The organism is bacterium, assembly GCA_026708015.1.
GTDB lineage: Bacteria > Actinomycetota > Acidimicrobiia > Acidimicrobiales > Bin134 > Poriferisocius.
Genome location: JAPOVT010000053.1, coordinates 21334 through 42704, shown reverse-complemented (window position 1 = coordinate 42704; position 21371 = coordinate 21334). Strand labels below are relative to the sequence as shown.

Annotated in this window: 17 protein-coding genes; 5 read left to right on the top strand and 12 right to left on the bottom strand. The window is 63.5% G+C overall.

What is annotated here, in order from left to right; translation table 11 throughout:
• Positions 1-295 precede the first annotated feature (295 nt).
• The 3 genes from OXG30_12505 to OXG30_12495 all read left to right on the top strand — a co-directional run bounded on the left by OXG30_12505 (position 296) and on the right by OXG30_12495 (position 6285).
• Positions 296-1300, top strand: a complete 1005-nt coding sequence (locus tag OXG30_12505) for a DUF4143 domain-containing protein (GenBank protein MCY4135712.1) — start codon at positions 296-298, stop codon at positions 1298-1300.
• Complete coding sequence (locus tag OXG30_12500; GenBank protein ID MCY4135711.1) at positions 1297-5451, top strand: hypothetical protein; 4155 nt, start codon at positions 1297-1299, stop codon at positions 5449-5451. The genes OXG30_12505 and OXG30_12500 overlap by 4 nt, the downstream gene beginning before the upstream one ends.
• A gap of 336 nt (positions 5452-5787) precedes the next feature.
• Positions 5788-6285 carry a MarR family winged helix-turn-helix transcriptional regulator gene (locus tag OXG30_12495; GenBank protein MCY4135710.1) on the top strand — a complete coding sequence of 166 codons (498 nt, stop codon included), beginning with the start codon at positions 5788-5790 and terminating at the stop codon, positions 6283-6285.
• A gap of 48 nt (positions 6286-6333) precedes the next feature.
• Here the strand turns inward: OXG30_12495 and OXG30_12490 are convergent, their stop codons facing one another.
• The 10 genes from OXG30_12490 to OXG30_12445 form a co-directional block, all read right to left on the bottom strand.
• Positions 6334-6783: a MarR family winged helix-turn-helix transcriptional regulator gene (locus OXG30_12490; GenBank protein MCY4135709.1), complete on the bottom strand. Its 450-nt coding sequence runs from the start codon at positions 6781-6783 to the stop codon at positions 6334-6336.
• A 107-nt stretch (positions 6784-6890) separates the two neighbouring features.
• Entirely contained in the window at positions 6891-7493 is a 603-nt protein-coding gene (locus OXG30_12485) for a DNA-3-methyladenine glycosylase 2 family protein (protein MCY4135708.1), read from the bottom strand.
• Between the two features lie 50 nt (positions 7494-7543).
• Positions 7544-8389: a hemolysin family protein gene (locus tag OXG30_12480; GenBank protein MCY4135707.1), complete on the bottom strand. Its 846-nt coding sequence runs from the start codon at positions 8387-8389 to the stop codon at positions 7544-7546.
• Positions 8386-8895 (bottom strand): rRNA maturation RNase YbeY, encoded by a 510-nt coding sequence (ybeY, locus tag OXG30_12475; protein ID MCY4135706.1) that lies wholly within the window; start codon positions 8893-8895, stop codon positions 8386-8388. Before ybeY ends, OXG30_12480 begins: the two co-directional genes overlap by 4 nt.
• A gap of 53 nt (positions 8896-8948) precedes the next feature.
• The gene (locus OXG30_12470; protein ID MCY4135705.1) at positions 8949-9896 is read right to left on the bottom strand and encodes a PhoH family protein; all 948 of its coding nucleotides are present in this window, start codon (positions 9894-9896) and stop codon (positions 8949-8951) included.
• The gene (locus tag OXG30_12465) at positions 9897-10169 is read right to left on the bottom strand and encodes a helix-turn-helix domain-containing protein (protein MCY4135704.1); all 273 of its coding nucleotides are present in this window, start codon (positions 10167-10169) and stop codon (positions 9897-9899) included.
• A gap of 82 nt (positions 10170-10251) precedes the next feature.
• Entirely contained in the window at positions 10252-11049 is a 798-nt protein-coding gene (locus OXG30_12460) for a sulfite exporter TauE/SafE family protein (GenBank protein MCY4135703.1), read from the bottom strand.
• Between the two features lie 40 nt (positions 11050-11089).
• Complete coding sequence (locus OXG30_12455) at positions 11090-12667, bottom strand: FadD3 family acyl-CoA ligase (GenBank protein MCY4135702.1); 1578 nt, start codon at positions 12665-12667, stop codon at positions 11090-11092.
• 148 nt (positions 12668-12815) lie between these two features.
• On the bottom strand, positions 12816-14342 hold the full coding sequence (locus tag OXG30_12450; GenBank protein MCY4135701.1) for an ABC transporter substrate-binding protein: 1527 nt from the start codon (positions 14340-14342) through the stop codon (positions 12816-12818).
• Positions 14343-14410: 68 nt separating this feature from the next.
• The gene (locus OXG30_12445) at positions 14411-17437 is read right to left on the bottom strand and encodes an ATP-binding cassette domain-containing protein (protein MCY4135700.1); all 3027 of its coding nucleotides are present in this window, start codon (positions 17435-17437) and stop codon (positions 14411-14413) included.
• A 104-nt stretch (positions 17438-17541) separates the two neighbouring features.
• Here OXG30_12445 and OXG30_12440 point away from each other — a divergent pair, with 104 nt between their 5' ends.
• Complete coding sequence (locus tag OXG30_12440) at positions 17542-18708, top strand: amidohydrolase family protein (protein MCY4135699.1); 1167 nt, start codon at positions 17542-17544, stop codon at positions 18706-18708.
• A 44-nt stretch (positions 18709-18752) separates the two neighbouring features.
• Here the strand turns inward: OXG30_12440 and OXG30_12435 are convergent, their stop codons facing one another.
• Together OXG30_12435 and OXG30_12430 are read right to left on the bottom strand one after the other, a co-directional pair.
• Positions 18753-19493 carry an NIPSNAP family containing protein gene (locus OXG30_12435; protein MCY4135698.1) on the bottom strand — a complete coding sequence of 247 codons (741 nt, stop codon included), beginning with the start codon at positions 19491-19493 and terminating at the stop codon, positions 18753-18755.
• Positions 19494-19495: 2 nt separating this feature from the next.
• Entirely contained in the window at positions 19496-20308 is an 813-nt protein-coding gene (locus OXG30_12430; GenBank protein ID MCY4135697.1) for an enoyl-CoA hydratase-related protein, read from the bottom strand.
• A 66-nt stretch (positions 20309-20374) separates the two neighbouring features.
• Here OXG30_12430 and OXG30_12425 point away from each other — a divergent pair, with 66 nt between their 5' ends.
• The gene (locus OXG30_12425) at positions 20375-21364 is read left to right on the top strand and encodes an NADPH:quinone oxidoreductase family protein (protein ID MCY4135696.1); all 990 of its coding nucleotides are present in this window, start codon (positions 20375-20377) and stop codon (positions 21362-21364) included.
• The last annotated feature ends 7 nt before the right edge of the window (positions 21365-21371 follow it).

Sequence of the window (21371 nt, the reverse complement as noted above, 5' to 3'; positions counted from 1 at the left end):
GAGTAATTTTACTCAATAGCGTAATTGACTTGGTATACTGCGGATATGGTCGAATTTAGGCGTTCGCAGGTCGACACGATTGTCAGCCGTTTGTCGGAGTCTCCACAGCGGCTCATCGCGATCTTCGGCCCCCGTCAGACCGGAAAGACCACGGCAACGCGCCAAGCTCTCTCACACTGAATTGGAGCACCGCTACGAGGCTATAGACGCCGCTGGGCCCGGTGTAGAGCCATCGCCAAACTCCCCCGAGGTCGACTTCGCAGAATTCGCCCCTGTTCGGCGAGATGCTCGATGGCTGGTAGAGGTCTGGGAACGCAGTCAGCACCAAGCCTGGACCTCGCCGCAGGGATTCGTCTTGGTCCTCGACGAGATCCAGAAGATTGAACAGTGGTCGGAAGTGGTCAAGGGGCTCTGGGATGACGACCGGGCCAGCGGCTGCCCCCTGCATGTAGTCGTTCTCGGTTCGGCCCCGCTGCTGATGCAGTCCGGATTGAATGAGAGCCTGGCTGGCCGGTTCGAGCCAATCCACGTCACTCACTGGTCATACCTTGAGATGGCCGAAGCCTTTGGATTCAGCCTCGACGAGTACGTCTACTTCGGCGGTTATCCGGGGGCTGCTCCCCTATCCCCAGATCAGGAGCGGTGGAGCGCCTACATCCGCGGCGCCCTAGTCGACCCGAACATCGAGCGTGATGTGCTTTCGATGACCAGGGTCGATAAGCCTGCCTTGCTCAAGCGGCTCTTCGAGGTCGGAGCGCAGTATTCCGGCCAGATCTTGTCGTTCAACAAGATGCTCGGGCACTTGCAAGATGCCGGCAACACCACCACCTTGACGAGGTATCTGGACTTGCTCTCCCAGGCGGGTTTGCTCACCGGTCTTTCCAAGCACACCGAGCGTCCGATATCAGCGAGGGCATCGATACCGAAGCTGAATGTGCTCAACACCGCGCTGATGTCGGCCGCCTCCGGCTACTCCCTCGAACAGGCCCGAACCGACCGCACGTTTTGGGGCCGCCTGGTAGAGAGCGCAGTTGGGGCGCACCTGGTCAATACGGCCTCACCGAACACCATGGTCAAGTACTGGAGAGACGGCAACCACGAAGTCGACTTCGTCCTCCAAAAGGGCCCGCACACGGTGGGAATCGAGGTCAAGAGCGGCCAGACTCCGACTAGCCACCAGGGTCTCATGGAGTTCGAGCGACGGTTCCAGCCCCGGGCAACCGTCGTTGTCGGCGACACCGGCGTTCCCCTCCACGAATTCCTGTCCGAACCCGCCGACCACTGGTTCGAGGCGACATGAGCAGCCCGGTTGCCCGCACCTGCACCGAGTTGGCCACAGACCGGGACCCAAGCATCATTCTCAGCGAGCCCAAGCCGCTCAGTGCTTTCAAGCAGTCTCAGGCGTTGGTCCTTCTGGGCGATGCCGGGTCGGGAAAAACCACTGAGCTTCACCAGGAATCGGTGGCGCTCGGCAGTGCTGCCGTTTACTTGAGTGCTCGCCAATTCGCCCGATCCGATGTGGGCTCCCATCCCGACTGGCGAAACATGGTCCTGTTCATCGACGGCTTAGACGAGATGCGGGCTGGAACAACCGACTCCCTGACCCCGATGGACCAAATCATCACCAAGCTCGAAATGCTAGGAAGGCCCAACTTCCGTCTTTCCTGTCGAGAGGCCGACTGGCTGGGCACCAACGACCGCCAGAACCTAGCCACCGTTTCACCTGATTCGCAGATCATGGTGCTGCGGCTCGACCCCCTCGATGACGACGCGATCATCGCCCTGTTGAACTCACTTGACGGCTCCCGAGACGCCCGAGAGTTCATCAACAAGGCCAGAGAGCGGGGTCTGGGTGCGGTGTTGCGCAACCCGCAGACGCTGACATTGCTCGCCCAAGCGGTGGGTCAGGGTGGTGTGTGGCCCAATAGCAGACAGGAGACCTTCGAGTTGGCCTGCCACAAGATGGCGGCTGGGCAAAACGAGGATCACCTGGAGAGAGCTGATCACATGCCGTCGGATGTCGCTATGGATGCTGCTGGCTACCTGTGTGCATTGCAGTTGCTTGCCGGCACCGAGGGGTACTCCTTAACCCCCCTTCTCGACGACGCCATGTTCCCCTCCGTCGACGACCTACAGGAACCGCCAGACCAACTGTCCCGCAGCAGCCTGAAGCGAGCCCTTGGCACAAGGTTGTTCAGCGGTGCAGACGAACGGAGAGTCAGACCGGTTCATAGACACGTCGCAGAGTTCTTGGGGGGTCGCTACCTGGCCAAGCTGACCAGAGATGGCCTTCCGGCGAGCAGAGCGATGTCGCTGATGACCAGCCCCAGCGATAAGCGAGTCGTCACTGTGCTCCGCGGGCTGTCGGCCTGGCTGGCGGTTCACAGCCGTGAGGCGCGCCCGCTGCTGACGAAGGCCGACCCGGTCGGCGTGGGCCTCTATGGCGACATCGAGGGCCTTCTCCCCGACGAAAAGGTGCATCTGCTGGAATCGCTGGTCGAGTTCGCCAAACAGGGCCAACTCTTCGGCCACGACAGGGCCGACGATCGCGGCAGCTCGTACAAGGGATCCACCGCTCAGGCATTCCGATCCCTCGCTTCGACTGACATGGTTCCCGTCATCAAGGACCTGCTGGCCCAACCGGTCACAGACGCCAGCGATCACCGGATCGTTGGATTCGTCCTTGAAGTGCTTGGCGAGGCCGACGAATCAGAATCGGAGTCGCTAGGTGAATTGACCGCCGACATAGAAGGCGTCCTAGTCGACCCCTCACGACCAGCAGACCTAAAGGTCGCAGCCCTAGGCGCCTACCTCCACCTCAGTTCTCCCGTCAAAGCCCAGACACAGATACTCCTGCGTCTCCTGGAAGAGACTCATGACGGTATTCACCTTGACCCTCTGGACGAGCTCCGAGGAGCCCTGCTTTCACACCTCTATCCTGCACATCTCGCACCTAGCCGCATTTGGCAATTCCTGGCTTCTCCGAACGAAAAGGACTTCATCGGTGGCCGCTTCTGGAAATTCCATAGAGAAACCCTCCTTGAGGAGAGCTCAGATCAACAGGTGGGCGAATTGCTCGACGCGCTGCACGAGACCGGCCCTCCCCCACTAGTCGGTCAGACCGTCTCTGTAGTAGGCGCCTTACCGATCCAAGTTCTCTCTAGAGGCCTAGAGAAGCAGGGCGACGACATCGAGCCGGCCCGCCTATACAGCTGGCTATCCACCAATTCGCGTTCGCTAAGGCACCACCTTCGGTCTACAGAACCGCTGCAGAACATCCAGGCGTGGCTTCAAGCCCGACCAGACACCCAAAAGGACGTCTATTTGACCTGGCTCAGGCATCAACACTCGCAGGGTGAGCAAAGCCTCAGGTCGTATTGGAATTGCACCGCACTAAGCGAGAGCGCCCCTCCCGCTGATTTTGGGCTGTGGTGCTTAGATGAGGCAGTACGGCTTGGACGCTCTGAGCCGCCGATTTCGCTGGCACTTTTGCACCAGGCGTATCTGTCGTTGCATCAGCAGAGTAGCTCTCATGGTCTGACTCTTGATGTCATGAAGGAGCGGGTAACCGGGCACGACGCGCTAGCCAACCGACTGGATGAACTGTGCAACCCGCCACCGTCAAGCGACGAGCTGAGCATATTTGAGCGGGAGATGCAGGATCGGAAAGCCGAGTACGAGCAGGAGAAGCGTCAACGACAATCAGATTGGGCAGACTTACTGCGTTCGCATGAAGACGAACTGCGAGATAACCGGCTACCGGCTCACATTCTGAATGTATTGGCCAAGGCCTACTTCGCCCTATTCATTGAGGTGAGTCAAGACGCACTCCCCCGTCGCCGCATCAGCGAGTTCGTAGGAGGAGACCCCGACCTCGTCGACGCTGTAATGGCAGCACTGCGAGACGCCATCTGGCGTGACGACCTTCCCGAGCCCCACGAGACGATCACATGGTCTTTTGAGTCGAAGCACTCATTTTTGGCCTTTCCAGTGCTGGCCAGCCTTGAACTGCTTGGCGCTCAACACCCCGGTCTCGTCGACGAGTGCGACGAATCCCGCAAGCGCAAGGCCCTCGCCATTCGCTACTGCATTCCAAGCCCGCTAGGGCACAGTGCTGCTTCCCAAATTCATGACCGATGGCTCCGGCAAGACCCCGATTTGGTTTTCGACGTCCTTTTCCAGTGCGCGGCTGCTGCGCTGCGTGCAGGCGAGACCTACATCCCTGGCCTCAATGACCTTGACAACATGTCCCGAAATGACCTGCACCTCGACTCGGTCCTTGACGTACGACTGAGACTGCTCGAAGCATTTCCGGTGCGGGCCCCTAGCGGTCAACATGAAGTGCTGGACCGCCTATTGGGCCAGATCTTGCGATGCCAAGAAACGGCGACGCTTGAGACCCTGGCCACCCAGAAGCTGGCTTCGGCGAGCATGACTGTCGCCCAGCGAACCAGGTGGCTGGCAGTCGGCGCGATCACCGCTCCCAATCGGCTCCTCGAACCGCTACTCAAGTTCATCGGCGACAGCGAGAGGCGCACAAAGTACCTGGCTGAGTTCTTCCGCGATTGCACTGGGGAAAGCTACTTTGACACCTCATTTTTGGGTCCATCGCCGGACCCGGCCACCCTCAAGGCCTTCATCAAGATCCTGGGACGCCTATATGCCCCCCTGAGAGAAGATGGACTTGTGACATTCGAGATTGGCACCTCTGACCGGATCGGCGGTTGGATAGGGCTGCTTGGGTCACAAGACAGCATCCTGGCCAAACAAGCGCTATCCGCCCTGGTAGATGATCCCGAGCTCGTGACATGGAGAGGCCAGCTCACGAGGGCTTGGGAACACCAAAACGTTGCCCTTCGCGACACCACCTACAGCCACCCCAGCATCAAACAAGTCCAGTGCACGCTCGAAAACGGCCTGCCCGCCAATGCATCCGACTTGGCCGCACTACTGAATGACCACCTCGACGGCATCGCCGATGACATCCGGGGCAACAACAGCAACCTCTGGCGCCAATTCTGGAACGAGGAACCGGAGCTCACGGCGAAGCACGAAGATGCCTGCCGAGACGCGCTCCTTGCCATGTTGCAAGCCCGCCTTCCTCCTGAAGTCGACGTGGCCCGCGAAGGCCACTACGTATCGGACAAGCGCGCCGATATCCGAGTGAGCTACGGCGGATTCAACGTGCCTGTCGAGATCAAGAAGGACTCCCCCCGCGACCTCTGGAGCGCTCTCCAAGAGCAGCTGATAGAGCAATACACCACTGACCCAGCAACCTCCGGGCACGGTATCTACCTCGTCCTGTGGACGGGCGGCGACAAGATCAGTCGAAGGCCAGACGGCAATCACCCGGCCACTCCCGATGAACTGAGAGAGCTGCTGGAAGACGATCTGACCCCGGATCAAGCCAGCAAGGTCTCCGTCAAAGTCCTCGACGTCACCAAGCCCTGAGTAGGCCCAGTCCAGAGAGGACGACGGTCATCAAGGCCCTGGGACGCCAATACGCCCCTCTGAGCGAAAGTGGACTTGTGACCCTCGAGATTGGCACCTCTGACCGGATCGGCGGGTGGATAGGGTTGCTTGGGTCACAAGACAGCATCCTGGCCAAACAGGCGCTATCACGCCCGCGCGAAATCCAGGGACACCCAGAGCCTGCGCTATACCCGGGGAGGTTCAGTCTGGGCATATGCGCTGGTCTTGAGTCGACGCGATCGCGGCACTACTTGTATACGTTTACCACCCTGTCCTATAACTCTTGTTGTCAGATGACATTGTTCGATAAGTGGCATGATTCTGGAAACGAAGGACGAGAAGGTGGACCCGGTTGAGCTGCCCATGTTGGGCGATCCATCGGCTGCTTTTGGCGACTGCGTATCGTCATTGACGAAAGTGATCTCAATGGCGGTCAACATCGAGATAGAGCGATTCGGTCTCCGTCCAGACGAGTTCGCCGTGATGCAGTTGTTCTGCCACCGATCCGAGTGGACCGCCACCCAACTCACCGAAAGGACGGATCTTGGCCCTTCGCGCATTAGCCGTCTCGTCGAGCAGTTGGTCAATCGGCGCCTCTTGCGGCGACGGCGCTCGAGTACCGACCGGAGGGTCGTCAATCTGGTGTTGACCGACAACGGAGGCGAGATGATTGCCGCAGCGCACTCCAGGATCATCTCCTACCAAGCCGCTCTCCTGAAGGACGTGAGCGAACAGGAGCTCAGCGGCTTCTTCGCCACTGCCCGCAAGGTCATCCAGTCCTACGCCGAATTCGATAGCGCAGACCTCAAGTAGGGTCCCCGTCGCCAGTGGGGAATTTGCGCGGAAACCGGTGAGCAAGCTCTATTGGTCGGAGGACTGCTGGAGCTTCTGGAAGTTATTCCTGATTTTTTCTGTGGTCGAACGAAAGCTGGCCAGTTCCCTGCTGTCCACTCCCTTCAAGAGCGCCGCTTCGTGGGCCTCCATCTGATTGGAGATCTCTTCTGCTAGCTTCGATCCCCGGTAAGAGAGGGTCAAGAAAACCACGCGGCGGTCTGAGCGGCTGCGCCGTCGGCGCAGAAGGCGATTGTCAACCATCTTGGCCACGAGCCGGCTCATTCGCGACGGGTCGACATCAACGTGATTCAAGAGCTGGGTCGCGCTCCATTCGTCTTGCTTTGCGAAGAGCTGCAATACGGCAAGCTCGTTCTCATGCAGGCTGTGGCGTCTTGCTTCTCGCAGCACGCCCGATTCGACCGCGGCATCCAGGCACGCCACATTCTCTTGCAGTGTCATGGGCTGGTCGTTGTGCACAGATTGAGAGGATTGCTCCGACACTTTCTGAATTTTAGCCCGCCGTCACCGTTTGCAAGCGTATTCCCCTGTGTATTGGCAGCCCTCAGTTGACCGAGTTGGGAAGATCAGAGCTCGGTGGCTCGCCAGCAGTACCAGGCGGCGACGCTGCGGTAGGGGCGGAACTGGTCGCCGAGCGGTCCCAACTCGTCAGCAGAGGGCGCTTCAGTCCAACCGTGAGCCAGTCCGTAGCCTCTGCGGACCCCGAAGTCGCCCACCGGCCAGATGTCGAGGCGCCGCAGCGAGAAGATCAAGAACATCTGGGCGGTCCATGTTCCGATGCCCCAGACCTGGCAGAGTTGATCGATCACCTCCTGGTCGGACAGTCGACCCAAGCAGGACAAGTCGAGCGAGCCCTGCTCGCAGTGGGCGGCCAAGTCGAGCATCGCCCGAGTCTTGGCCCCCGATAGCCCGGCGCCCCGCAGCGGATGCTCGCCCAACGCCAGCACTGCACCGGGGGCCCACTCCGGCGTCTGCTCCCGCACCCGACCCCAAATGGCCCCGGCTGCCTTGCCGGCCAGCTGCTGGTAGGCGATCTCGCGGCTCAACACCTCGAACCGCTCCCCCACGGCAGGCTTCGGACCCAACCGGGGCGGTCCAAACCGGCTTACCAGCCCGGCCATCACCTCGGAGGCTTCACTCAGGGCATGGCTGGCCTCGGTCAAGCTCACTTTGCCCACGCCAATGCTCCAAGAACGAACGAATGAACCTGAGAAGCGGGTTATCCGTCAGCTGCCGCGTGCGATACCGGCTTCACGATCACCCGGGCGATACGGCGGCCGGTGACCCTCTCCACCAGCAGCTCCCAGCCTTCCATCACCAGCGTCTCCCCCTCGTCGGGCACATGGCCCAAGGTGTTGAAGATCAAGCCGCCCACCGTGTCCCAGTCGCCATTGGGAAGCGGCGCCCCCAGTACCTCGCTCAACTCGTCGATGGGCACCCGACCATTGACCCGCACCGTTCCGGGCGCCAGCCGCTCAATCATGGGCTCCTCCACATCGAACTCATCGACGATCTCGCCCACCAACTCCTCGATGAGGTCTTCCAGCGTGACCACTCCCGCAGTTCCCCCGTACTCGTCCACCACGATGGCGATGTGGAACTTCTCTGCCTGCATCTCCCGCAGCAACAGGGAGATGCGCTTGGTCTCGGGCACGAAGTGGGGGGCTCGGGCCACGGCTGCGGCCCGGGAATCGGGGCCCTCCTCCCGCTCGGCCCGCATCAGGTCCTTAGCGTGGACCACGCCCACAACATCGTCGATTCCCCCGCCATACACCGGAACCCGGCTGTAGCCGTGGTCGATGACGATGCCGATGGCCTCACCCACCGTGTGCTGGTCGCTCATCGCCACCATGTCGGTGCGGGGCACCATCACCTCACGGGCCACGGTGTCGCCGAACTCGATGATCTGGCCGATCAGCTCCCGCTCCTCGGGTTCGATGGCGTCAGAAGCCTCGGCCGCCTCAGCCATGGCCAGCAGCTCTTCCTCTGACACCTGCGGCGCTTCCCGGCGCCAGCTGGCCCGCAAAAGGCGTCCTACCAGCCCGAACCGGCCGAGAACGCTCATCGCAGCCCTGCCGGGGTGCTCGTGGATGCCGTAGTCGCCGTTGCCGGGGTGCTTGTGGATGCCGCAGTCGCCGTTGCCGGGGCGAGCAGCTCCCGCTCCCGGCCCTCCATGGCGGCGGCATCGATGTCGTCGACGTGGTCGTAGCCCAGCAGGTGCAATGCGCCGTGCACCACCAGCAGGGCCAGCTCTTCGTCGATGGACGCACCACGGGCCGCGGCGTTGGCCGCCGCCATCGACGGACAGATCACCACGTCGCCCACCAGCCGGGGCTCATCGGGACCCCGTGGGGCGCTGCCATCGTCTGCGCCGAAGGCAAGCACATCGGTGGGGCGGTCTATGCCCCGATGGGTGGCGTTGAGGGCGGCCATTTCGCCAGCGTCTACGAATGAGAGCCCTGCCTCCCAGGGAACCGGCACCTGCTCTTCGGAGAGGACTCGACGCAGCAGCCCGGCCCAACGGTCCTTCTCCACCGTCAGGTCCCGCTGGCCATCCAAAACCACGACCACCGTTTGATCAATGTCAGAGCCGCTGGGTCTAGGAACTCCGTCTCCGCCGGCCATCACTGCTGGGCCCGCTCGTAGGCGTTCACAATGTCGGCCACGATGGGGTGGCGGACCACATCGCGAGAACTCAGGTGGACGAACGACAGGCCGTCAATCCCGGACAGGATCTTCTCCAAGGACACCAGCCCGCTGCGGCCTCCTTCGACGTCCACCTGGGTTACGTCGCCAGTCACCACTGCTCTTGAGCCGAATCCTATGCGGGTCAAGAACATCTTCATCTGCTCGGGGGTGGTGTTCTGGGCTTCGTCAAGGATGATGAAGCTGTCGTTGAGGGTGCGGCCTCGCATATAGGCCAGCGGAGCGATCTCGATGACCCCCCGGTCGATCAGAGACTGCACTTCTTCGGTGTCGAGCATGTCGTACAGGGCGTCATAGAGCGGGCGCAGATAGGGGTCGACCTTGGCGATCATGTCTCCGGGCAAAAATCCCAGGCGCTCCCCCGCCTCCACCGCAGGCCGAGTCAGAATGATCCGCTCCACAGTGTGGGCCTTCAGCTCCCGCACCGCGGTAGCCACCGCCAGCCAGCTCTTTCCAGTGCCAGCCGGGCCGATGCTGAAGGTGATGATGTTGCTCCGCATGGCGTCGACATAGCTGCGCTGGCCGGCTGACTGGGGACGAATGACCCGGCCCCGGCCCGACCGCAGCACGTCGGTGTCCATCACCCCCGAGGGACTCTCGTTTGCCTCCACCATCTTGATCGCCCGGCCCAGAGTACGGGAATCGAGCTGGTGGCCGCCTTGGACGAGCAGGATCATCTCGTCGAATAATCCGGCTACGCGGTCGGCGCCTTGGCCCGAGACCGTGATCCGGTTGCCCCGTACGAAGATGTCGGCATCGGGGAACGACTGCTCTATTTGGCGGAGGTGCTGATCGCGCTCGCCCAATAGGGCGGCCATGAGCCCATTGCGCGAGATGTCTATGGTTACCGGCGCTGCGGTGGTCATTCAGGAATCAGCGTCTGCATCGCCGTCATCGCCCTCCTCACCGGCGCTGCCGGCGGGAACAGGATCGGGATACAGATGGCCGAGTGTGCCGGGCTCGATGCGGCTGTGCTCGATGAATTCGTCCACGTCGGCTTGCTTGACTCGGATCACCCGGCCCATTCGATAGGCGGGCAGTCCCCCCTCGTTGATGAACCGGTACAGCGTTCTCGTGGTGATTCCCAGCCGCTTCGCCGCGGTCTCGGTGTTCAGCCACACAATCTGGGTGTCGTTCATCTACCCACACTCTATCCTGTTCCCTCGCCCTGTATTCCAAAAAACTTGGAGTTTGTGGCCCGCCTGCGTATTGGATGGGTGGTCATACCGCTTCACTCGGCGGCGGGGGGTCGTTGGCGTGGCGCAGCATTTGCGCCGCGCTGGCGATAAGCAAGATGGCGAACAGGATGCTCGACAGCCGGGGGCTGAGCGCGCTGGCACCCAGGGCCCCCACAAAGGCCGAGGCCACCCCGGATGCCCCGACGGCCAGCGCCGTCTTGGGATCGATGTTGCCGGAACGGCGATTCCGCAGGGTGCCGATGATGGAAGTGGGGAGAATCACCAATAGAGAGGTGCCCTTGGCAGTGGGGTCAACAAAGCCGAACAGCAGGATCATGACCGGGATCATGATCACTCCCCCTCCCACTCCCATTGTCCCGGACAGCAGCCCAGTGGCCAGACCGCAGGCCACATAGGCCAGGGCCAAAGCCACCGTGATGTTACTGTGGCCGTCGGAGTCGGGAGCCGCGGCCAAGAACCGGGCTGCGGTGACCAGAAGCAGCAGGGCGAATCCGATGCGAAGCGATCGGATGGGAAGATGATTGAGCAGCGAGGTGCCCACGGTCACCCCTACGGAGGACCCGGCAAATATCAGCAGTCCGGGTGCCCACGCCACTGAGCCCTCCAGCAGAAATCCACCGAGCGCCGAGGCGGAAATGAGCACCATGGCCCCCAGCGAGGTGCCGTGGGCTCGGCGCTGCTCCATACCCAAGAGCAGCACCAGACAGGGAACCATGAGAATCCCGCCGCCAACACCGAACAGGCCGGACAAGAAACCGGTAGCCACCCCGACTCCGACCGGCCCCCACTTCGAGCTGATTCCCCTTTTCGAGTTGTTCATGACGTGGCGATGATTGCAGTGTCAGGGGCTCTAACCGCAGTCACTCGGCGGCGGCCTGCTCGCGGAGCACATATTTCAGAACCTTGCCGGAGGCATTGAGCGGCAGGGAGACGGTGAACCGCACCTGGCGGGGCACCTTGTAGTTGGCCATCTGGTCTCGGCACCAGGCAATGACATCCGGCTCGGTGAGCTCCGCACCGGGAGCCGGAACCACCGTGGCCACCGCCACCTCGCCTAGTCGGTCGTCGGGCATCCCGACCACCGCCACCTGCCCGATTTGGGGGTGGGCCAGCATGATGTTCTCGATCTCGGCCGGATAGGCGTTGAATCCGCCCACGATGAACATGTCTTTCTTGCGGTCGGTGATGTCGATGTTGCCCTGTTCGTCCATAACCCCGATGTCACCGGTGTGCAGCCAGCCGTCGGCATCGATGGTCTCGGCGGTCTGCTCGGGGTCGTCCAGGTAGCCGAGCATCACGTTGTAGCCCCGCACCACGATTTCGCCGGGCTCGCCCCGGGGCATCTCGTTGCCGTCGTCGTCTGTGATCTGCACCTCTACGTCGGGGATGGCCCGGCCCGAGGTGTTGGCGATGGTCTCGGGGTCGTCGTCGTGGCGGCACATGGTGGCGATGCCCGATGCCTCGGTGAGGCCGTAGCCGGTGACGATGGCCTCGAACCCCAGGCGGGCCCGCATCTGGAGGATCATCTCCACCGGGATGGCGGCCGCCCCGGTCACCGCCAGGCGCAGGGTGGACATGTCGAAGCTGTCCAGATCGGGATGGTTCAAAATGGTCTGGTAGATGGCCGGCGGTCCGGGCAGCATGGAAATGCGCTCTTCGGGGACCCGGGCCATCACCGCAGGGACGTCGAACACCGCGTGGGGGATGTTGGCAGCCCCGGTCATGAGACAGGCCAAGATGCCCGAGTTGAGGCCGAATGCGTGGAAGTAGGGGTTGATGATCAGGTAGCGGTCGCCCGCCCGCAGGCCGATCACATCGCACCACGACTTGAACCCCCGGCAGATGGCGGCATGGACCAGCATGGCACCCTTGGGCAGGCCGGTGGTGCCCGAGGTGAACATGATGTGGCACAGATCGTCGCCGCTCACCGAGGCGGCCCGGGCGTCGCCGTCGTCCTCGGACACCTGCTCGGCCCGATGGAGGAAATCGGCAAAGCCGGTGGTGCCTTCGGGGACGGACCCCCGCAGCACCACAATCTCGTCGAGGGTGTTTCCGCCGTCGGCGTCACGAAGCAGGGCGACGTAGTCGGTATCCAAGAAATCGGTGACGGTGAACAAGATGCGGGCGCCGGACTTCTGGAGGATGAAATCGGCCTCGCGGCCCTTGAACCGGGTATTGACCGGCACCAACACGCCCCCGGCCAGATGAATCCCCAGCCCGGCCACCACCCATTCCCAGATATTGGGGGACCAAACCGCCACCCGATCGCCCGGCTCGATGCCCGAGGCCATCAGAGCCCGGGCCGAGCCCCGGACGCGATCGCGCAACTCCGGGAAGGTCCAGCGCACATCGCCGTCTACCAGGGCCTCCAAGTCGGGGAACCGGCGGGCCGCGTCGCCAACCAACTCGCAGATGGTTGTCCACGGAGCATCTGACATGGCTGCGACCCTAATTCACTGCTTTGGCCACTTCGGAGTTGGCCACTCAGTCAGCGGCTTGGACTGCTCCTAGGACGCGGCCGGGCCCGATCCGCCGCCGTTGGGGCAGCCGATCGGGCCCGGCACAGTCGCTATTGGTTCAGTTGGCTTACCGGTCAGGGTCGCCGTAGCAGACGAAGTCGTAGGCCACCGCGTACTCGGCGTCCACTACCTGCACCATTCCAGTGCAGTCGGGGGCGATGACGTGGTCGGCCGGCCACTTCACCGAGCCGAGACCGCCGGACTGCTGGGTGGTCTCAAAGCCGTCGATGTTGACCGCCTGATAGAAGCTGGCGGTGTTCAGATCCTCGCCGGCAGCGGCAATCATCTGGATCATCAAATCGGCCGACCAATAGCCCACCAAGCTGCCGAAGCCGGGGAAGGCCCCGACTGCCTCATAGTCGGCCAAGAGCTGCTGGATGGCCGGCTGCGACGAATCCTCAACTGGAGGCACCTGGGTCACGGCGTAGCCGCCTTCTAGGGCCTGGCCCAAGTCGGGGCTGGAGCCGGGGAGGCCGGGTACGTAGGTCAGATAGTCGGCCACCGGGCCCTCATATCCCGAAGCGGCGATGGACGCCTTGAGAGTGATGGCTCCGGCGAAGTCGGTGGACAGGATCACCAAGTCGGGATTGTGCTCCAACACCGTGTTCACGAACCGGGTGGAATCGGTGATGCCTCCCGCAGTTTGAGTGGGAACGAAATCGTTGAAGGCCAGTTTGCCGGCCCACAGCGTTTCGTACAGCGCATGGCCGGCGCGGCCGGCGTCATCGTCGCTGTTGAAGATGCCCACCTGGATGTCCTCGGTGCCGAAGAAGTCATACCAGATGTTCTGGACCGACACGAGGGGATCGGCACCCTCGACTCCGAAGGCATAGCCACTCAGGCAGCCGTTGAAGCCGAATCCCCAGTCGTTGGGAGCGCAGAACCCAGGCATGAATCCCCAGCCGGTGAATGGCACCTGGTTCTCGGCCAGGTAGTCGGTGGTCTGGGGAAGCGAAACCGCAGAGGTGACCATGATGCCGAACACCTCGTCGTTCTCCACCATGCTGCGGGCACCCTCGAAGTTGGCCTGCGGATCGCTGCCATCGTCCACGTATTGCACGAGTTCGACCTGCCGACCGCCGGGCAGTTCGCCGTCGCGGTTGGCCCGTCCGAGTCGGGCGTCAATGCCGTCGGTGAAACCTCCGTACAGAGCATCCTGGGTCATCGCACCCAAGCGCACGGTGTCGTCGCTCACACCCCGGGTGGAGGGCTCGAAGTCAATCTCATAGGTGAAGGCGCCCCACGTGCGGGAGGTCGCCATCTCCCCATCGTCCATGGGCTCCTCGTCTTCTTCGTGCTCGTGATCGCCGTCATCTTCGTGCTCGTGATCGCCGTCATCTTCGTGCTCGTGATCGCCGTCATCTTCGTGCTCGTGATCGCCGTCATCTTCGTGCTCGTGATCGCCGTCATCTTCGTGCTCGTGATCGCCGTCATCTTCGTGCTCGTGATCGTCGTCATCTTCCATAGGAGCCTCGGTGGCCTCAGGCGCAGGCGAGGCTGCTCCGTCGTCATCGTCGTCGTTGCCGCACGCAGCGACCACCAGCGTCAACGCAGCCAAGAGCGCGAGAAGCTTGTAAAGCAATGATTTCTTCATGTCCCCCTCCGAGATTTGGGCTGCCGACATAGTAGGACAGCGACCTTCGACTGTCATCCTCGAGATGGTCAGTCCGATGTAGAAGTGGCTTCCCCGAGGTAGGCGGCGTCTAGCTGGTCGTGGTCCACCTCGGACCGGGGGCCGTGCCAGGTGATATGGCCCAGACTGATGAACGCCACCGAGTCGGCGATCTCCAGCACGTCGCGGGCCTTCTCCTCCACCAGCAGCAGGGCCACCCCCCGCTCTTTGAACTCGATGAACAACTCCAAGATCTGGTTCACGATGAGCGGAGCCAGACCCAGCGACGGTTCGTCAGCGATCAGCACTTCGGGGGGATGGGCTAGCAGCGGCGCCAGGGTGAGGATCTGCTGCTCGCCCCCGGAGAGGTTGCCGGCCAATTGGTTCTGGCGCTCTCCCAGGATGGGGAACCGATCACAGCACAGTTCGCGGTCTTCAGGGTTGGACAGCCAGAGCTGCATGTTCTCTCGGACGGTGAGGCCGCTGAAGATTCCCCGAGCCTCGGGGGCCAGCACCACGCCCCGGCGGGCCCGGCGGTGGCTGCGCAGCGCCGTGATGTCCTCCCCGTCAAGCCGGACGGTGCCGTGAGTGGCGGGCAGAAGGCCCGAAGCCACCGCGCAGGTGGTGGACTTGCCCGCGCCGTTGGGTCCCAGCAGTGCGGTGATCTCGCCCCGGGGCACCGACAGGTCGATGCCGTGAAGGGCCTCCACCAGCCCATAGCTGGCCCGCACGTTGACCAACTCCAGCGCTGGCGGGTGATCGCCGACGTACTGGTCGCCCATCTCCTCGGCTGGTTCCGGCGCGTCGGACTTCACCGAGTCAACCGCAGGGGTAGCCGGAACGCGCTCGGGAACCGGACTCGCATCGTCAACCCAGACCTCCCCCCGCCACACCGCCAGCCGCCGGCGCCACGCGTCGCGGCGGACCCGGTTCTGGGCGGCGGTGAACGCAAGGATTCCATCGGGCTCGCGAGCGAGTTGCATGGCGCCGAGGCCGAACATGAAGGCAGTGATGTTGCGGGCCTCGTCGTATTGGTCGAACCCGTCCCAGTCGATGGGATACCAGGAGTAGACCCGGGCCAGGCAGATGAAGGCCAAAACCGCCAGCACACCGAGGATGGGCGGCGAGAACGGCAGTCCCACCTGACGATCCCGGACGGCGGTGGCCAGCGCTGCCGCCCCGAACACCGAGGCCACCAGCACCACATGCCACGACTCCATCCAATCCCAATGCCAGCCCTTACCGAACGTGTGGCCGCTGGCCGCCACCATGATGCCGGCCATCACCGCGGCGCCGGGACGGCGGATGCCGACCAAGATCACTACCGCCAGCCAGAAAAGCCCGGCTTGGGTGGTGGCGGTGAACGGGGTCACGTTGCCGATGAACGTGGCAAAGAACACCCCGCCGAACCCGGCCAAAAGCGCCGACAGGGCGAACACCGCCAGCTTGGTGCGAACGATCGAATGTCCCGAGGTGGCTGCGGCAGGTTCGGAGTTGCGCACCGCGATGATGGCCCGGCCGGTCACGGAGCGCTGGAGGTTTCTCACCAACCAGGCCGCGGCCAACACCAGAATCACCAGCAGCACCGCCAGGGACTTCGTGTCTTGGAAGTCGAACGGCCCCAGTTGGGGGCGGGGGATGTCCCACCCCTTGGTGCCCTGCCCGTTTTTGAACCAGCTCCACTCGAACAGCACCCGCTCGCTCATGAAGGCCAGCGCGAGGGTGGCCAGGGCCAAGGGCAAACCACCCAACCTCAGGGCGGGCAGGGCCACGATCACGCCGAGCACCCCCGCGATTATCACGGCCACTATCAGCGCGGGAATGAACGGCAGCCCGGTCTTGTCCAAGATCAGACCGGCGGTCATGGCGGCCATGGTCACGAAGGCCGCTTGGGCCAGGCTGACCATACCGCCCAGGCCGGTGAGCAGTACCCAGGACATGAACACCAGGCCAAAGGCCAAGCCGGTGACCCACAGCCCCAACCAGAACTTATCGGCGAAGACAAATACCTGGAGCACGATGAACGCCGCCCCCAGAACCCAGGGCAATTGCACCCTCCATGCCGGCAGGTCGTCGGTGTAAACGGTGGCCGGAGGCGCGTCGGCCACTACGCCGCTGCGACGAGTCCGCTCCCGGGCCATGAACAGCAGCCCCACCAGCAGCACCACGAAAGGCACCGAGCTCTCGAAACCCCGGATGTCCTGGGCGAACGTGGCGTACCGGCCCACCAAGCTGGTGACCACGCCCAGGGCCACTCCCCCAGCGAAAGCCAGCGGAATGGAGCGCAAACCGCCTACTACCGCGGCGGCGGTAGCGATGAACATGAACACGTTGTACTGATTGGACTCGAGAGAGTTGAACACCGGTGCGCCGATCACCCCAGCCAGCCCGGCCAGCATGGTGCCGATGATCCAGGCGGCCGACGAGGTGAACGATTCGCTGACCCCTCGCAAACCGGCCAAATCGGGACGGTCCACCACTGCCCGCATCTGGAGCCCGATGCGGGTGTGGCGCATTAGGGCCCACAGCGCCACCGCGACAACTGCCGCTACCACCAGCACCGTCCACTGGTTGCTGCTAATGAGCAGTCGGATGCCGTCAAGGCCGACAACATCCAGGTCGTAGGGCCAAGTCTCGCTGGGCACCTTCCACACCCCGGGGGTGAGGAACACGTAGTCGGTGGATTGCAGTCCCCAGTCCCACGTCTTGGTGCCCAGGTCGACCAGCAAATCGGTGAGCGCAGGCAACGCCACCAAAATTCCGATGGTGGCCATGACTTTGGCCGCGTCGTTGGCCCGGGCCAGGGGTCGGAACACCGCCACGTTCAGGAGCTGCCCGAGCAGCGGGCAGAACACCAGCACCACGAGGAAGAACGACAGCAGCCTCATGCCCAAGCTCTCGATGCCCAGGGCATTGATGAGCTGGAAGTAGAGCATCGCGGAGGTGTAGGCGATACCCCCATAGGCCAGGTTGAAGATGCCGGTGGAGGTGTAGCTCAGCGTGAGCCCGGCGGCGATCAGCGAGTAGATGGAACCGGCAATGGCCCCGCTCACAAGCAATTGGATGAACTCGCCCACCCGATTATTTCCCCCTGGACTATTCGACCTGCGCCACTCTAGTGGCCTGCTCTGATCAGTACATTCGCTGGGCAATCAAGGGCAAGATCGTGCCAGACTTGGGCATGGCCGCAACGCGAGATCAGATCCGAGTTATCGACGTCGACACCCACTTGACCGAGCCCCACGACCTGTGGAGCAGCCGGGCGCCGGCGGACTACGTCGACCGCCTCCCGAAGGTGGCCGATGTGGACGGACGGCCCCATTGGGTCCTCGACGGTGAGACCCTGGGCTTCGCCACCGCCAGCGGGGTGGTGCGTCCTGACGGCAGTAAGGCCCTAGGCACCGAATTCATGGGCTGGACCATCGACGAAGTCCATCCCGGTGCCTACGACATGGACGCCCGGGTGGAGGTCATGGACCAGATCGGCATCCACGCTCAGATCATCTACCCCAACCTGGCCGGTTTCGGCAGCCAGAAGTTCGGCCAGATCGAGGACGTGGAACTCAAGCGCCTGTGTGTGTCGGTGTACAACGACGCCATGGCCGAGATCCAGGAGAACTCCGGCGAGCGGCTGTTCCCCATGGGGCTGATCCCGTGGTGGGACATAGAGGGATCGCTGGCCGAGGCCGAGCGCATCGTCGGCTTGGGCTTGCGGGGCCTGGTGATGTGCAGCGACCCCCAACTCCGGGGACTGCCCGATCTGGGCGAGGAGGCGTGGCGGCCGCTGTGGGAGTTCTGCTGCGACCACGAGTTGCCGGTGAACTTCCACATCGGGGCTAGCGAGAGCTCGATGGGCTGGTTCGGCACCTCGCCGTGGCCATCGCAGGGCGACGACCAGAAGCTGGCCATCGGCTCAGCCATGATGTATCTGACCAACGCCCGGGTGCTGGCCAACCTGATCTTCTCCGGCGTGCTGGAACGCCACCCCACGCTCAAGATCGTGTCGGTGGAGTCGGGAGTCGGCTGGATCCCGTTTGTGCTGGAGTCGCTGGACTACCAGATGGACCAGCTCACTACCGACGTGCAGGCCCAGTTCAGCCTGAGCCCCAGCGAGTACTTCCGCCGCCAGATGTACGGCTGTTACTGGTTCGAGGACCTGTCCCCAGACAAACTCATCAACCAGATCGGCCCCGACAACGTGCTGTTCGAGACCGACTTCCCCCACCCCACCTGCCTCTACCCCTTCGGCCTCGAGCAGGCGTCCAACGCCTTGGCCGACGTGGACGACGACGTGGCCCGCAAGGTGCTCCAGGACAACGCCGCCAAGCTTTACAAGATCGCGGTCTAAGCCGCTAGAGATCCTCGTAGTCGATTGCCCGCAGGAGATCGCGTTCAGAGGTCCTCGTAGTCGATCCGGTCGCCGCGGGCTGGTTGGCGGCCGGTGCGGAACGGAGACAGCGGGGCGTCCACTAGAAGGAACCGGTGCCAGCCCTCCACCAGGTCGTCCACCGCGGCCCTCCACTGGGCCAGTCCCTGATCGGTGCGCTGGGCCTTTTCGAATTCGGCCCACGCCCCCCAGGTGGGGATGGCCCACAGCAAAAAGGCCTCGTCGTCGGCCACCATGGCCGTCTCCCATGCTCCGGCCAGCTCCCAGCCGAAAGGCTCATAGGCGGCGACGGCGTCGGTTCGCACCCGCTCCAAGAATTCGGCTGATGCTCCTCGCTTGAGGCTCACCTGCTCGTGGGCGTAGCACTCGCCGGTCACCCCGTCGGCGCACAGTTCCTCAATAGTCCGGGTCCACGGCGCGGGCACCAGCAAGCGGTCGGTGCCCGAGCGCCGGTAGTTGGCCGCCTGCGCCCACCACTTGGCCAACTTGGGGTCTTGGGCCCCAGCGCCCTGGCACTCGAGGCGGAACGAGGTTGCCATGCCGTCCCAGCCGTCCTCCTCCCACAGATTCAGCACCTGCGGCCAACCCCTGGTGGTGCCGACGATGGCCCACACCCCGTAGCAGAGCTGGTCGCGCTCGTCTTGGGCGATGGGCGACCAGTTGGCCGTCATGTGGTGCATGTAGTTGGCCCGGTTATGGCCGATGATGTCGATGAACTCGTGGATGTAGAGCTTGTGGTTGGCCACAGTCAGCCCTTGTCGCCGCGGTCGAAGTTCGGAGTACGCTTGTTCAAGAAGGCGTCCACCGCCTCCCGGTGGTCGTCGGTGTCGAAGGTGATGGCCTCCAGCGCGAAGGCCAGGTCGTAGAGGCGGTTGACCCGGTCTTCCAGCTCCTTGTTGCACAGCCGCTTGTTGAACTCGATGGCGTGGCGGGGTCCGGCGGCCAGCCGTTGGGCCATTGCGACAGCCGACGCCAGCACTTCGTCGGCCGGGACCACGTGGTTGACCAGCCCGAATCGCTCGGCCTGGTCGGCTACCAACAGGTCGCCGGTCATGAGCAGTTCCTTGGCCCGGTTGAGTCCCACCAATAGCGGCCACAGCACCGCTCCCCCGTCCCCGGCCACCAACCCGGCGTTCACATGGGGGTCTCCGATTCGGGCCGCATCGCTCATGTAGACGACGTCGCAGAACAGGGCCAGCGACGCGCCCAGCCCGATTGCGTGGCCGTTTACCGCGGCCACCATGGGCTGGCGGACCCGCAGCGCCCCCCGGGCGATGTCGATGCCGTCGTCGAGCAGGTCGGGACGGCCCTCGGGATAGCCAGTTTCCAGATTCTCTTCCATCACCGCGAAATCGGCCCCCACGCAGAACGAACGCCCCGCCCCGGTGAGTACCACCGTCCGCACATCGGAGTCCTCGGCGATGCGGCGATACAGGTCCCGCAGGTCCAAGTGCATTTGCTTGTTGAGGCCGTTGCCCCGATCGGGACGATTCAACGTGGCGGTGAGCACCCCGCTGTCTAGCCCGGTGGCGATGGTTTCCAGCCCATAGCGGTCAGCCATAGGGGTAGCTTGGCACTTCGGTGGTCGGCTGGTGGACTTCAGGCCAGGTGGGGAATGCTTGGGGCCATGAAAGCTTGGGTGGTTGAAGGTACGGGGGTGCCGGGTGAGGTGCTTCGGCTGATCGACAAGCCCGTGCCCGATCTTCGGGAGGGGACGTTTCTGATGGAGGTGGGCGCGGTGGGTGTCGGCCTGCCCGACGTCTTCATGTGCAAGGGGACGTACCCGCTGGCACCGAAGGAGGGTTCGTTCACTTCAGGCCAAGAGGTGTGTGGGACGGTGGTCCAGGCGGGCGACGGGGTGGAACTGGAGCCCGGTCAACAGGTGATGACCGTCACCTCCTTCCAAACCGGCGACGGTGGTTTTGCCGAACAGTGCCTGGGCCTGGGCCACTCGTGGTTCACCGTGCCCGACTCCATGGACGACGCCGCCGCGGCCGGATTCCTGATCCCCTACCACACGGCCTGGATAGGCCTAGTCCGACGGGGCGGACTAGCGGCGGCGGAGACCCTGCTGGTGCTCGGCGCGGCCGGCGGCACCGGAGCCGCAGCCTGTTCGCTGGGGGCCGCACTGGGCGCGAGGGTGATAGCCGTGGCCGGTGGTCCGGAGCGCTGCGAGGCGGCGGCGGGTTTCGGCGCCCACCAGACGGTGGACCATCGGGAAGGCGATATCGCCGCCGCGGTCATGGAACTGACCGATGGACGAGGGGTAGACATGGTGTATGACCCGGTGGGGGGCGACGCCTACACCGCCGCTACCCGGTGCGTGGCCCGCGACGCCCGCATCGTGCTCATTGGTTTCGCCAGCGGCGAGTGGGCGCCGGTGAACGTCCGCCACGTCGTGCAGCGCAACTACTCGGTGGTGGGAGCCATCCCGGCCCGCTATAGCCGGGAGGAGAGGCAGGCCGACCACCGCGAGCTCAGCGCGTTGTGGGATGCGGGCAGTATCAACTCGGTGGTCACGGCCTCCTATCGGTTCGAAGAACTTCCCGAGGCCATGGCCGCCCTGGAGTCCAGAGAGGTGATCGGCCGGGTAGTTCTCGACCTCTCGTCGGGCTGAGCCTGCC

What these genes read in the sequence shown, in the direction of transcription:
- OXG30_12500 (MCY4135711.1), top strand. Translation starts at nt 1,297, where the DNA reads ATGAGCAGCCCGGTTGCCCGCACCTGCACCGAGTTGGCCACAGACCGG.
- OXG30_12495 (MCY4135710.1), top strand. Translation starts at nt 5,788, where the DNA reads ATGATTCTGGAAACGAAGGACGAGAAGGTGGACCCGGTTGAGCTGCCC.
- OXG30_12480 (MCY4135707.1), bottom strand. Translation starts at nt 8,389, where the DNA reads ATGAGCGTTCTCGGCCGGTTCGGGCTGGTAGGACGCCTTTTGCGGGCC.
- OXG30_12470 (MCY4135705.1), bottom strand. Translation starts at nt 9,896, where the DNA reads ATGACCACCGCAGCGCCGGTAACCATAGACATCTCGCGCAATGGGCTC.
- OXG30_12465 (MCY4135704.1), bottom strand. Translation starts at nt 10,169, where the DNA reads ATGAACGACACCCAGATTGTGTGGCTGAACACCGAGACCGCGGCGAAG.
- OXG30_12460 (MCY4135703.1), bottom strand. Translation starts at nt 11,049, where the DNA reads ATGAACAACTCGAAAAGGGGAATCAGCTCGAAGTGGGGGCCGGTCGGA.
- OXG30_12455 (MCY4135702.1), bottom strand. Translation starts at nt 12,667, where the DNA reads ATGTCAGATGCTCCGTGGACAACCATCTGCGAGTTGGTTGGCGACGCG.
- OXG30_12450 (MCY4135701.1), bottom strand. Translation starts at nt 14,342, where the DNA reads ATGAAGAAATCATTGCTTTACAAGCTTCTCGCGCTCTTGGCTGCGTTG.
- OXG30_12440 (MCY4135699.1), top strand. Translation starts at nt 17,542, where the DNA reads ATGGCCGCAACGCGAGATCAGATCCGAGTTATCGACGTCGACACCCAC.
- OXG30_12430 (MCY4135697.1), bottom strand. Translation starts at nt 20,308, where the DNA reads ATGGCTGACCGCTATGGGCTGGAAACCATCGCCACCGGGCTAGACAGC.
- OXG30_12425 (MCY4135696.1), top strand. Translation starts at nt 20,375, where the DNA reads ATGAAAGCTTGGGTGGTTGAAGGTACGGGGGTGCCGGGTGAGGTGCTT.